The organism is Cellulosimicrobium funkei (assembly GCF_004519295.1).
GTDB lineage: Bacteria > Actinomycetota > Actinomycetes > Actinomycetales > Cellulomonadaceae > Cellulosimicrobium > Cellulosimicrobium funkei.
The window spans coordinates 257904-272038 of sequence record NZ_SOZH01000005.1 but is presented as its reverse complement, the minus strand read 5'-3'; the positions used below and the strand labels follow the sequence as shown (position 1 = coordinate 272038).

The window sequence follows — 14135 nt, the reverse complement described above, 5'->3', positions numbered from 1 at the left end:
GCCGACCGGGCCGGGCAGGGCTGCGGGCTGCGAAAATCCCTGCGTCGGCGGGGGTGGGTCGCCGTAGGGTCGTGGGGCCATGATCGACGCCTCCCTGCCGACCGAGCAGCCCACGAACCCCCCGTCCGACCCGCACGCCGCGCCGTCGGCCGCCGCCCCGCGCTCGCCCGACCCGGCCCGGCGCCTGGACTGGCGCCGCCTGCGGGGGCCGCAGGCCGTCGTCGCGCTGCTCGCGCTCACCGTGGGCGCGGTCGGCGCCGCGCTGGGCACCGTCATCGCCGGGTGGCTCGCCGAGGACCCGACGACGGCGACGCTCCAGCTCCTCGCCGCGTGCGTCGTCGGCGCGGCGCTGCTCGACACCGTCGGCCAGGTCGTGTGGGCGGGCGTGGTCGACCGCGCCGAGGGCCGCCTGCGCGGCGACCTCCTCACCGCGGCGCTGCACCAGCCGCTCGCCACGCTCACGGAGCAGGCGGTCGGCGAGGTGCTCGACCGCGTCGACGACGACACGCACGCCGTCGGCACGCTCGTGCGCCGTCAGCTCTGGGGCGCGGGCCGCACCGTCGTCGGCGTGCTGCCGATGTGGGTCGTCGCCGGCCTCACCTGGTGGCCGGCGTGGGTCCTCTTCCCGGTGCTGGGGGCGGTCGCGTGGTTCATCGTACGCCCGATGCTGGGCGAGATCGCGCGCCGCAAGGTCATCGAGGAGATGGCGTGGACGGACCACGCCGCGGCGTTCGAGGAGTCCGTCGCCGCGCGGGACGACCTGCGCACGAGCCTCGGGCAGTCGTTCGCGATCCGGCGCCTCGCCGAGCGCTCGGCCCGGGTGCACCGGAAGTTCGAGGCCGTGCTCGTCGTCGAGGCGCGCATGCTCCGCCGCGCCGGTCTCGTGCTCGCCTCGCTGCTCGCGGGCGTGGCCGTGGCGGGCGCCGCGCTCGCCGCGGACGGCGACCTGGGCGTCGACCGGCTCGTCACCCTGTTCCTCGTGACCGCGCTCTTCGTCGGGCAGGTGGACAACCTGGTCCACCACCTCCCGGACATCCAGGAGGGGCTGGGCGCGCTCACGCGCATCCGGCAGATGCTCGCCGTCGAGCCCGAGCCGACGGGCGGGCGCACGCTGCCCGCCGGGCCGGTCGGGATCGAGGTGCGCGACCTGCACTTCTCCTACGCCGAGGGCACGTTCGCGCTCGACGGGGTGGACCTGCACGTCCCCGCGGGGGAGACGGTCGCGCTCGTCGGGCGCACCGGCTCGGGCAAGTCGACCCTCGCGTCGCTGCTCTCGCGCGCGGTCGAGCCGCCGCGCGGCGCCGTGCTCGTCGGCGGCGTGGACGTGCGCGACCTCGACCTCCAGGCGCTGCGCGCGGCCGTCGGCGTCGTCACGCAGCGCACCGAGATCCTCGCGGGCACGCTCGCGGAGAACGTCGCGCTGTTCGCGGACGTCCCGCGGTCCGACGTCGAGGCGGCCGTGCGCGAGCTGCGGCTCGACGACTGGGTCGCGGGCCTGCCCGACGGCCTGGACACCCTGCTCGGTCCCGGCGGGACCTCGCTCTCCGCGGGGGAGGAGCAGCTCGTCGCGTTCGCGCGCCTGCTGGTGCGCGACGTGCAGGTCGTCGTGCTCGACGAGGCGACGGCGCGCATGGACCCGCTCACGGAGGCGCGCGTCGTCGCCGCGTCGGAGCGGCTGCTCGCGGGGCGCACGGGCGTGCTCGTGGCGCACCGGCTCACGACGATCGAGCGGGCAGGGCTGCTGGCCGTCCTCGACCACGGCCGGGTCGTGCAGCAGGGCGAGCGCGCCGCGCTCGCCCACGCCCCCGGTCCCTACCGCGACCTGCTCGTCGCGAGCGTCGCGCAGGACGGCGGCCCGGGCGGCGACGACGTCGACGACCTCGCCCCCGGCGACCCGGCGCCCGCCGCCGTGCCCGCGGCGTCCGCGGCCGTGCAGGACCACGCGGTCGCGCAGGACGACGCGGGCGCCGAGGGCGAGACGCCCGCGGCCCGCGCCTCCGACGCGGTCGGCGGACGCCGGCGGCGTGGCGAGCCGCCGGTCCTCGACGACCCGGGCGACGGGCCGAGCCTCGCGCGCGGCGTCGCGCACGCGCTGTTCGTCCGCCCGGCGTGGGGCGTCGTGGGCGCGGTCCTGTTCCTCGTCACGAGCCTCGTCTCGGCCCAGGGTGCCGTCACCGGCTTCCTCTGGGGACAGGCGGTCCAGGACCTCGGCTCCGGCTTCCCGGCGCGTCAGCTCGTGCCGCTCGCCGTGCTGCTCGTGGTCGCGCCCCTGTGCCTCGCGTGGGCGCTGTACGTCTACCCGCGCTGGTGGGTCGAGGTGCTGCTGCGCGTGCGCATGGCGGTCATGGCGGGCCAGACCCGTCAGCACCGGCTCACGGCCACGCCGCCCGGCGAGGTCGTCGCCCGTGCCATGGACGCCGACCGGTTCGTCCGGTATGCCGACCGCTGGGTCGACTTCGTCAACGGCCTCGTCATCGCGGGCGTCACCGCGCTGCTCAGCCGGTCGTGGCTCGCCGGCGCGGTGCTCCTCGCCGTCATGGTCGTGTCCGCGGCGGCGTCGGCGCTCGGGCGGCCGATCGCCGGGCGGTCGGCAACCCGGTCGTCGGCCGCGCGCGCCCGGTTCGGCCGCGCGCTCGTCTCGGCGCTCGACTCCGCGCGGACGGTGAAGCTCGCCGCCCGTACGCCGCAGGTGCACGCGCACCTGCGCGAGGTGGACGCCGGGCGCGTGCGCGCCGCCGTCTTCGAGCACCGCGTGCAGGCCGCGCTCGACGGTGTCCCCCTCGTCATGATCCAGCTCGGCGTCGTCGCGGCGTGGGCCGGGCTGCTCACCGGGACGTGGGACCTCGCGACGGCGCTCCTCGTCGCCAACGCCGTGACCGGCTTCGGCTGGTTCGGGGTCGTCGCGGGCGCCGTCGTGACCGAGGCGCCCGGCACGCGCTCGTGGCAGCGCGCGACGAGCCGGTTCGCCGCCGGGACGGACCTCATGGACCTGCCGCCCGGCGTCGACCTGCTCACGGGCGCCGCCCCCACGCCCGACCCGGGCCCCCGGCGGCCGCTCGAGCGGATCGACCTGGACGGCGTGACCGCGCTGCACGACGACGGCACGATCGGCGTCCAGGACGTGGACCTGTCCGTCGGCCGCGGCGAGCTCGTCCTGCTGCTCGGGCAGGTCGGCGCGGGCAAGTCGAGCCTGCTCTCGGCGCTCGCGGGCCTCATGGAGCACACGGGCCGCATCCGCTGGAACGGCACGGACGTCGTCGACGCCCAGACGTTCCTGCGGCCGGGCCAGGTCGCGCACGTCGCGCAGGTGCCGCGCGTGCTCTCCGGGACGTTCGCGGACAACGTGCGGCTCGGCCACGAGCGCGACGTCCACGGGCCCGTCGCGGCCGCGCGTCTCGAGCGGGACGTCGTCGAGGCGGGCGGGCACGAGGCGCTCGTCGGGCACCGCGGCGTCCGGCTCTCGGGCGGCCAGGTCCAGCGGCTCGCCCTGGCGCGGGCGCTCGCGACCGACGCCGAGCTGCTGCTGGCCGACGACGTCTCCAGCGCGCTCGACGCGGCGACGGAGATCGAGCTGTGGGAGTCGCTGCGCGAGCGGGGGACCACGGTCGTGGGCGCGACGTCCAAGCGCGCGGCGCTCGCCCGGGCGGACCGCGTGGTCGTGCTCGACGAGGGCCGGGTCGCCGCCGTCGGGCCGTGGTCCGAGCTCGCCCCGCGCTGGGGCCATCTCGCGGGCTGACCACCGCGACCTCCCGGACCCGGGGCCGCCCCTCGCCAGGACTTCCTGAGCGGGGCGACCCCGGGTTCGTCGTGTCCGGGCAACGGCGCGGCACAGCGCGGGCGCGTCGTTTGCCGAACCTTGCTGCAACTTTCTGCAACCAGTACAGTTCGGCTCAGCCGTACGCTGAGAAAGCCGCGGTCGACGTCGCCCGCTGCTGGTCCCGTCGTCCGCGTCCTTGCCGGCACCTGCCTGCTCACGCCTGCGGTCCCGCACCAGCCACCGGACGAGGGAGTCCTCATGACCTCCACGCCGCGACGTCGCCGCGTCCCGCGCACACCGTCGCCCCACCCATCCGACACCACGCCCCGCCGCACGCGCGGGGCCCGCACGACGGCGTCGGTCACCGCCGTCGCGCTCGCCACCTCGGGCCTGGCGGGCGTCACGCTCGCCGCGTTCGCCGCCCCCGCCGCGGGGGCCGACGAGCGCACGCTCGCCCTCGTGGGCGACCTCCAGTCCGAGCTCGGCTGCCCCGCCGACTGGGACCCCGCGTGCGCGGCGACCGAGCTCGCGCCCACCGACGCCGCCGGCATCTGGTCCGCCGACTTCGAGGTGCCCGCGGGCACCTACGAGTACAAGGTCGCCTACGACGACGCGTGGGACGAGGCGTACGGGCGCGAGGGCGGCCAGGACAACGCGCCCCTCGTGCTCGGCGGCGACGCGACCGTGCGCGTCACGTTCGACGAGTCGACCCACCGCATCGCGCTCACGCCGCTCGGGCTCGCGGGCGGCTACGACGAGGCGCAGGACGCCGACCTCGTGGTGCCCCCCGTGCGCCAGCCCGGGTCGGACGAGCGCTTCTACTTCGTCATGACCGACCGGTTCGCGAACGGCGACCCGTCGAACGACACGGCGGGGCTCGGCGACGACCCGCTCGTCTCCGGGTTCGACCCGACGAACAAGGGCTTCTACCAGGGCGGCGACATCGCGGGCCTGCGGCAGAACCTCGACTACGTCGAGGGCCTCGGCACGACGGCGATCTGGCTCACGCCGTCGTTCAAGAACCAGCCGGTCCAGGGCACGGGCGCCGACGCGTCGGCGGGCTACCACGGCTACTGGATCACCGACTTCACGCAGATCGACCCGCACCTCGGCACCAACGCCGAGCTCGAGGCGCTCATCGACGAGGCGCACGACCGCGGGATCAAGGTCTACTTCGACATCATCACGAACCACACGGCCGACGTGATCGACTACGAGGAGAAGCAGTACTCGTACGTCGACCAGGCCACGTCGCCGTACCGCGACGCCGAGGGCACCGTGTTCGACCCGGCGGACCACGCGGGCACCGGCGACTTCCCGGCGCTGGACGCCGCGACGTCGTTCCCGTACACGCCGGTCGTCCCCGCGGGCAAGGAGGACCTCAAGGTCCCGGCCTGGCTCAACGACCCGACGCTGTACCACAACCGCGGCAACTCGACGTGGACCGGGGAGTCCGTGACGTACGGGGACTTCGACGGCCTCGACGACCTCATGACCGAGCACCCGACGGTCGTCGACGGGTTCGTCGACGTCTACCAGGACTGGATCGACCTCGGCATCGACGGCTTCCGCATCGACACCGTCAAGCACGTGAACTTCGAGTTCTGGGAGACGTGGACCACCGAGGTCCTCGACTACGCGCACGCGCAGGGCAAGGACGACTTCTTCATGTTCGGCGAGGTGTACGACGCCGACGCGGCGAAGCTCTCGCCCTACGTGCGCAAGACGGACATGAGCTCGACGCTGGACTTCACGTTCCAGTCCGCCGCGACGAGCTTCGCGAGCGGGAACAGCGCCAAGGGCCTCGCGTCGCTCTTCGCGAGCGACGACATGTACACGACGCCGACGACGAACGTTCAGGCGCTGCCGACGTTCCTCGGCAACCACGACATGGGCCGCGTCGGGTACATGCTCGCGAGCACCGACGACCCGCTCGCGCGCGACGAGCTCGCGCACGACCTCATGTACCTGACCCGCGGGCAGCCGGTCGTGTACTACGGCGACGAGCAGGGCTTCGCGGGGAAGGGCGGCGACAAGGACGCGCGCCAGACCCTGTTCGCGACCCAGGTCGACGAGTACGCCGACCAGCCGCTCGTCACCGGCGAGCAGGCGGGCAGCGTGGACCGCTTCGGCACCGACGCGCCGCTCTACGCGCACATCGCCGAGCTCGCCGCGCTGCGCGAGGCGCACCCGGCGCTGGGCGACGGCGCCCAGGTGGAGCGCTACGTCGAGAACGGCGCGGGCGTGTACGCGTTCAGCCGCGTCGACCGCGAGGAGAAGGTCGAGCACCTGGTCGCACTGAACAACGCGGCGCAGGAGCGGACGGCGACGTTCACGACCCTCACGCCCGGCGCCTCGTACGAGGTGCTCTACGGCGAGCAGGCCGCCCCCGTCACCGCCGACGCGGACGGCGTCGTCACGCTGACCGTCCCGGCGACGGGCACGGTCGTGCTGCGGGCCGACCGCGAGGTCGGCGCGGACTCGTCGGGCGACATCGCCCTCACCGTGCCGCAGGCCGGGGGAGCGGTCACGGGCGTCGCGCCGGTGACCGCCACCGTCGACCCGGACGCGTGGGCCGAGACGTCGTTCGCGTGGCGCGAGGTCGGGAGCGCCGAGTGGCACCCGCTCGGCACCGCGGAGGACACGGCACCGCGCGTCTTCCACGACGTCGCGGGGCTCGCCGACGGCACGCTCGTCGAGTACCGCGCGGTGACGACCGACGCCGACGGCGACCGCGCCGCCGCGTCCACGTTCGCGAGCGTCGGGGTCGACGTGAGCGGGGTCGTCGGCGAGGAGCCCGAGCCCGAGATCGACCTCGTGACCGTGCCCGGCAGCCACAACGCGGCCATGGGCTGCGCGGGCGACTGGGCCCCGGGCTGCGAGGCCGCGAAGCTCACGAAGCGCGCGGACGGCGTCTACGCGGGCACGTTCGACGTCCCCGCCGGGACGTACGAGTACAAGGTCGCGATCAACGGGTCGTGGACCGTGAACTACGGCGTCGGCGGTGTGCAGGACGGCACCAACGCGACGTACACGACGGCCGGCGGCCCGGTGACGTTCTACTGGGACCCGGTGAGCAAGGACTTCTCGAGCACCGCGCAGGGGCCGATCGTCACGCTCGCGGGCTCGTTCCAGGACCAGGTCGGCTGCCCCGGCTCGTGGGCGCCCGACTGCCTGGCGTCCTGGCTCAAGGACCCGGACGGCGACGGCGTCTACACCTGGTCGACCGACCGCCTCGCGGCCGGCGCGTACGAGGGCAAGGTCGCGCACGGCCTGAGCTGGGCCGAGAACTACGGCGTCGGCGGCGCGCGCGACGGGGCGAACTACCAGTTCTCCGTCGGCGACGGCGAGCTGGTCACGTTCTCCTACGACCTCGCGTCCCACGTCCTGACGATCGACGTCGCGAACCCGCCTCTCCCCGGCACCGGCCAGGAGGCCGCGCACTGGGTGCGCGAGGGCGTCGTCGCCTGGCCGGGCGACCTCGGCACGGGCGACGAGTGGACCCTGTGGTCCGCCCCGCAGGGCGGGCTCTCGGTCACCCCGGGCGGCGCCGACGGCGAGGTGCAGGCCCCGGAGGGCACGGCGTCGTACACGCTCCAGGTCGACCCGTCGGGCCTGCCCGACGACGTCGCGGCCGAGTTCCCCGCGCTCGCCGGGCACACCGCGCTGCGCGTGCTCGACGACGGCGAGCCGCTCGACCGCGCGGAGGTCGAGGCGGCGCTCACGGGCCAGCTGCTCGTCACCCGGGCCGACGATGGCGCGCTCACGGCCGCGACCGGGGTCCAGGTGCCGGGCGTCGTCGACGACCTGTTCGCCGAGGACGCCGCCGAGCGCGAGCTCGGCGTCTCGTGGCACGCCAACGGCAAGTGGGCGTCGTTCGCGCTGTGGGCGCCGACGGCGAAGGCCGTCTCGGTGCTCGCGTGGCCCGCGGGGGCGTCGCTCGACGACGACCCGCGCCGGTTCGAGGCCGCCCGCCAGGCCGACGGCACGTGGACCCTCGACGGCAAGGCGGCCGACAAGAAGCTCGGCGGCGCGGCCGTCGGCTGGAAGGGCGCGCGCTACCTCTACGAGGTGCAGGTCTACGTCCCGAGCACGGGGAAGGTCGAGACGAACGTCGTCACCGACCCGTACTCGGTGGGTCTCACGCTCGACTCCACGCACTCGGTGGCCGTCGACCTCGACGACCCCGCGTTCCGCCCGAGCGCCTGGGAGGGCACGCCCGCCCCGGTCGTCGAGCGGTCGGTCGACCAGACGATCTACGAGCTCCACGTCCGGGACTTCTCGATCTCCGACGAGACGGTCCCGGCGGAGCGGCGCGGCACGTACCTCGCGTTCGCGGAGAAGGACTCGGCCGGCATGACGCACCTGCGCGAGCTCGCGGACGCGGGCGTCACCACGGTGCACCTGCTCCCGACGTTCGACATCGCGTCGATCCCCGAGGACCGCGCGGCCCAGGCCACGACCGGCGACCTCACCGGGTTCGCGCCCGACTCGCCCGAGCAGCAGGCCGCGGTCGCGGCGGTGCAGGCGCAGGACGGCTTCAACTGGGGCTACGACCCGTGGCACTTCAGCACGCCGGAGGGGTCGTACGCCCTCGACGCGGACGGCGGCGCGCGCGTGGCCGAGTTCCGCACCATGGTCGGCTCGCTCCACGGTGCCGGGCTGCAGGTCGTGCTCGACCAGGTGTTCAACCACACCGCCGCGAGCGGGCAGGACGCGAAGTCCGTCCTCGACAAGGTCGTGCCGGGCTACTACCACCGGCAGAACCCGACCACCGGCTCCGTCGAGACGAGCACGTGCTGCCAGAACGTCGCGACCGAGCACGCGATGGCGGGCAAGCTCATGGTCGACTCGGTCGTCACGTGGGCGAAGGACTACCGCGTCGACGGGTTCCGCTTCGACCTCATGGGCCACCACTCGAAGCAGAACATGCTCGACGTCCGGGCCGCGCTCGACGAGCTCACGCTCGCCGAGGACGGCGTCGACGGGAAGTCCGTCTACCTGTACGGCGAGGGCTGGGACTTCGGCGAGGTCGCGGGCAACGCGCTGTTCGAGCAGGCCACGCAGGGCCAGCTCGGCGGCACGGGCATCGGCACCTTCTCCGACCGGCTGCGCGACGCCGTGCACGGCGGCTCGCCCGTCGACGGCGCCACGACGTTCACGCAGGGCTTCGGCACGGGCCTCGCGACCGACCCGAACGGGCAGCCCGCCCGGGCGGGGGAGCCGGGGACCGTGAACGACGGGTCCGCGGACGAGCTCGCCGACCTCGGTCACCAGACCGACCTCGTGCGTCTCGGCCTCGCGGGCAACCTGCGCGACTACACGCTCGTCACGTCGACGGGCGAGGAGAAGCGCGGCGACGAGATCGACTACCGCGGGGCGCCGGCCGGCTACGCCGACTCGCCCGAGGAGGTCGTGACCTACGTCGACGCGCACGACAACGAGACGCTGTTCGACCTGCTCGCGCTCAAGCTCCCGGCCGACACGCCGATGGACGAGCGCGTGCGCATGAACACGGTCTCGCTCGCGACCGCGGCGCTCTCCCAGACGCCGTCGTTCTGGCACGCGGGCACGGACCTGCTGCGGTCGAAGTCGCTCGACCGCAACAGCTACGACTCGGGCGACTGGTTCAACGCGATCGACTGGACCGGTCAGGACAACGGGTTCGGCAAGGGCCTGCCGATGGCGGCCGACAACGAGGACAAGTGGCCGCTCATGGCCCCGCTCCTCGCGGACCCGGCGCTCAAGCCGTCGCCCGACGACATCGCCACCGCGTCGGCGCAGGCGCAGGACCTCCTGCGGCTGCGGCACTCGACCGAGCTGTTCCGGCTCGGCGACCCGGAGCTCATCCGGGAGAAGGTCACCTTCCCGGGTGCCGGGCCGGACCAGGTCCCGGGCGTCGTGGCGATGGCGGTGGACGACACCGTCGGCACCGACGTCGACCCCGCGCTCGACGGGCTCCTCGCCGTCTTCAACGCCTCCCCGGACGAGGTCACCGTCCCGCTGTCCGCGCTCGCGGGCCGCGAGTACGTGCTCTCGCCCGTGCAGCAGGAGGGGAGCGACGACGTCGTGCGCGGCACCGCCTGGGACGCGGCCACCGGCACGGTGACCGTCCCCGGGCGGTCCGTCGCCGTCCTCGTGGTGCCGCAGGCCGGGGCGGAGCTGCCCGTGTCCGTCGACGTGCGGACGCGCTGCCTCGCGGGCAAGGCGTACGTCGCGGTCCGGGCGACGAACGACGGCGCCGTGCCGGTCGACGTCCGGCTCGCCACGCCGTTCGGGCAGAAGGCGGTCGCGGACGTCGCGCCCGGCAAGAACGCCTACCAGTCGTTCGCGACGCGCCAGAAGGCGGTCGCGGCCGGCGATGCCACGGTGACCGCCACCGCGGTGGTCGACGGCGAGGAGGTCACCTCGACCTTCACCGTCGAGCACGAGGGGGCCACCTGCTCCTGAGCCGACCGCCGAGGTAGGACGACCCGCCGAGGGAGAGCCCTGGTCATCACCAGGGCTCTCCCTCGGCCTACCCGGGGTCTACCTCGGCGCACCCCGGTCCGCGTCGTTGTCTCCCGGGGGGCTGGTGCTAGCGTCGCGAGCCGTGACCACCTCGCCCTCGCCCGCCGTCCGCCCGACGGCGGGTCTCGTCTTCCGTCCGGCCGTCGCCGCCGACCTGCCCCGGGTGGTCGAGCTCATCGCCGACGACGCGATCGCGCGCGCCCGCACCGGCGAGGTCGGCCCCGAGCACGAGGCGGCGTTCGCCGCGATCGACGCGGACCCGAACAACGCCCTGGTGGTCGTGGAGCGCGGCGGCGAGGTCGTGGGCACCATGCAGGTCACGGTCGTCCCGGGGATCTCGCGCGGCGGTGCGTCGCGGCTGCTGGTCGAGGCCGTCCGGGTCGACCGGCGGCTGCGAGGGCAGGGCGTCGGCCGCGCCATGATGGCCTGGGCGCACGCGTGGGGTGTCGCGCGTGGCTGCGCGCTCGCCCAGCTCACGTCCGACAAGCGACGCACGGACGCCCACCGGTTCTACCGGTCGCTCGGTTACGAGCAGTCGCACGAGGGCTTCAAGCGCCCGCTCCCACCTCGCTAGGCCCGCTCCCACCTCGCGAGGCCCGGACGGCCGGCACCGCCGCGGCCGCCTCGGTGCACCACGCCTGTCGGCAGCGCTGTGTGCGCTCTCGCCTGAAAGCGCTCTCAAGCATTCACGTCCTGATCGCTTGGGCCAGACCGCACGTGTTCGCGCTCACATCCGGGGCATATGTCTGCGCTGTCATAGGACCAAGGTCGCTATTCGATCACAGTTCGCCCCGGCCTTGCGTTCAGGAGTTGACGCCAAGATCGCGACGGGCATAGCGTCGGGCCCGCTCGGACGGCGCTGAGGGTGTCCGGGTCCGCGGGGCACAGGTGCCCCGCGCGCTGTCCTCGGCAGGAGGAGGTCCGATGACGGACGAGCGCGTGATCCTCGAGATGCGGGGCATCACCAAGGAGTTCCCGGGCGTGCGCGCCCTCGACGACGTCAACCTGCGCGTCCGCGCAGGGGAGATCCACGCGATCTGCGGGGAGAACGGCGCCGGCAAGTCGACGCTCATGAAGGTGCTCTCGGGCGTGTACCCGCACGGCACGTACACGGGCGACATCTACTACGAGGGTGCCGAGGTCCGGTTCAAGGACATCCGCTCGAGCGAGCAGGCGGGCATCGTCATCATCCACCAGGAGCTCGCGCTCATCCCGGAGCTCTCGATCACCGAGAACATCTTCCTCGGCAACGAGGTCAAGGGGTCGTTCGGCATCGACTGGGGCGTGGCGCGGCGCCGGGCGGAGGAGCTCATGGCCCGCGTCGGGCTCCAGGAGTCGCCCGACGCCCAGATCAAGAACATCGGTGTCGGCAAGCAGCAGCTCGTGGAGATCGCCCGCGCGCTGGCGAAGGACGTGCGCCTACTCATCCTCGACGAGCCGACGTCCGCGCTCAACGAGGAGGACTCGGAGCACCTGCTCGACCTGCTGCGCGGCCTGCGCTCCCGCGGCATGACGAGCATCATCATCTCCCACAAGCTCAACGAGATCGAGGCCATCGCGGACTCGATCACGATCATCCGCGACGGCCGCTCGATCGAGACGCTCGACGTGAAGCACGACGCCGTCGACGAGGACCGCATCATCCGCGGCATGGTTGGCCGGTCGCTCGAGTCGCGCTTCCCCGACCACACCCCGTCGATCGGCGAGACCTTCTTCGAGGTCGAGGGGTGGACCGTCGAGCACCCCGAGGTGCCCGGCCGCCTCGTGTGCAAGGGGTCGACCTTCCACGTGCGACGCGGTGAGATCGTCGGCTTCGCCGGGATCATGGGCGCGGGGCGCACCGAGCTCGCGCGCTCGATCTTCGGGCGCACCTACGGGCGCTACCTCTCCGGCGTCGTCCGCATCGACGGGCGCGAGGTCTCCATGCCCACGGTGCTCTCGGCGATCGAGAACCGCATCGCGTACGTCCCCGAGGACCGCAAGTCCCTCGGCCTCAACCTGCTCGACACGATCCTGGGCACGATCCAGTCGGCGAACCTGCCGCGCATCGCGAAGGCCGGCGTCATCGACCGCGACGCGGCGTTCGTCGCGGCGGAGGGCTACCGCAAGGCGTTCTCCATCAAGGCGCCGAGCGTGCACGAGGGCGTCGCGAAGCTCTCCGGCGGCAACCAGCAGAAGGTGCTGCTCGCCAAGTGGATGTACACCGAGCCGGAGCTCCTCATCCTCGACGAGCCGACGCGCGGGATCGACGTCGGCGCCAAGTACGAGATCTACGGGCTCGTCCAGAAGCTCGCGGACGCGGGCCGCGGCGTGGTCGTCATCTCGTCGGAGCTGCCCGAGCTGCTCGGGCTGTGCGACCGCATCTACACCGTCTTCGAGGGGCGCATCACCGGTGAGGTCTCCCGGGCCGACGCGACCCAGGAGGGGCTCATGCGGCTCATGACCGGGACGCAGAGCGACGCGCCCGCCGACGCGGCCTGACCCGGCCGCCCCACCCCCAGCCACCCCGTCTCGACCGAGAAGGAACCACCGACGATGTCGTCCATCAAGCAGCTGCTGAGCGGCGGAGCGCGCCAGTTCGGCATGCTCTTCGCGCTCCTCGCCCTGATCATCTTCTTCCAGATCGCGACCGGGGGGCGCGTCCTCACCCCGAGCAACGCGCAGAACCTGCTCAACGGCAACTCCTACATCCTCATCCTCGCGATCGGCATGGTGCTCGTGATCATCGCGGGCCACATCGACCTGTCCGTCGGGTCGGTCGCGGCGGTGACCGGCATCATCGTCGCCCTCGCGATCCGGGACTGGGGGATCCCGTGGTGGCTCGGCATCCTCCTGGGGCTGTGCGTCGGCGCGGTCATCGGCGCGTGGCAGGGCTTCTGGGTCGCGTACGTCGGCATCCCGGGCTTCATCACGACCCTCGCCGGGATGATGATCTTCCGCGGCCTCAACCAGTACATCGGCAAGTCCAACACCGTCCCCGTCCCGACCGAGATCCAGTGGATCGGCGGCGGCTACCTGCCCGAGTGGGGACCGGGCACCGGTCTCAACAACTCGACGCTCCTGCTCGGCGTCCTCGCGATCGCGGCGGTCGTGTGGTCGGAGCTCCGCCGCCGGGCCAGCGCCCGCAAGCTCGGCGCCGACCCGGTCCCGACGTCGGTCGCCGTGACGCGCGTCGTCCTCTTCAGCGCCGTCATCGCCTACCTCACGTACCTCTACGGCTCGGGCCGCGTCGGGACCTCGATCCCCGTGCCCGCGGTCATCCTCATCCTGCTCGTCATCGTCTACCAGTTCGTCGCGCAGCGGACCGTCGGCGGCCGCCACGTGTACGCGGTCGGCGGCAACCGGGCCGCCGCGGCGCTGTCCGGCGTCGACATCAAGCGCACGAACTTCTTCGTCATGATGAACATGTCGGTCCTCGCGGCGCTCGCGGGCATGATCTTCATCGGCCGCTCGACCGCGTCCGGCCCCTTCGACGGCAACATGTGGGAGCTCGACGCGATCGCGGCCGTCTTCATCGGCGGCGCCGCCGTCTCGGGCGGCGTCGGCACGGTCGTCGGCTCCGTCATCGGCGGGCTCGTCATGGCCGTGCTCAACAACGGCCTGCAGCTCATGGGCATCGGCTCGGACCGCACCCAGATCATCAAGGGCCTCGTGCTCCTCATCGCGGTCGCGTTCGACGTCTACAACAAGGTGCAGGGCCGCCCGTCGATCATCGGGCTGATCTTCCCCTCGCGACGCGACAAGGGCACCGGTGCCGTCACCGGCGCCGACGACCCGCAGCCCGAGGTCCCGGTCGAGGCCGGCGCCACGGCCGCCAAGGGCTGAGCCCTCCCGAACCTTCCCGCACGACCCCCGGACCGCATCCGAC

At 73.4% G+C, this 14135-nt stretch carries 5 protein-coding genes; all 5 read left to right on the top strand.

The window, feature by feature from the left end; all coding sequences use genetic code 11:
• Window positions 1-79: 79 nt before the first annotated feature.
• The 5 genes from E1O70_RS09800 to mmsB all read left to right on the top strand — a co-directional run bounded on the left by E1O70_RS09800 (window position 80) and on the right by mmsB (window position 14092).
• Window positions 80-3736 carry an ATP-binding cassette domain-containing protein gene (locus E1O70_RS09800; protein WP_061266887.1) on the top strand — a complete coding sequence of 1219 codons (3657 nt, stop codon included), beginning with the start codon at window positions 80-82 and terminating at the stop codon, window positions 3734-3736.
• Window positions 3737-4015: 279 nt separating this feature from the next.
• A complete protein-coding gene (pulA, locus tag E1O70_RS09795) occupies window positions 4016-10207 on the top strand; it encodes a pullulanase-type alpha-1,6-glucosidase (protein ID WP_082774236.1) in 6192 nt (2063 codons plus the stop codon).
• Between the two features lie 142 nt (window positions 10208-10349).
• Window positions 10350-10841 (top strand): GNAT family N-acetyltransferase, encoded by a 492-nt coding sequence (locus tag E1O70_RS09790; RefSeq protein WP_051027759.1) that lies wholly within the window; start codon window positions 10350-10352, stop codon window positions 10839-10841.
• A gap of 350 nt (window positions 10842-11191) precedes the next feature.
• Window positions 11192-12748 (top strand): multiple monosaccharide ABC transporter ATP-binding protein, encoded by a 1557-nt coding sequence (mmsA, locus tag E1O70_RS09785; RefSeq protein WP_043652783.1) that lies wholly within the window; start codon window positions 11192-11194, stop codon window positions 12746-12748.
• A 54-nt stretch (window positions 12749-12802) separates the two neighbouring features.
• Complete coding sequence (gene mmsB / locus E1O70_RS09780) at window positions 12803-14092, top strand: multiple monosaccharide ABC transporter permease (protein ID WP_051027756.1); 1290 nt, start codon at window positions 12803-12805, stop codon at window positions 14090-14092.
• Window positions 14093-14135: the final 43 nt, after the last annotated feature.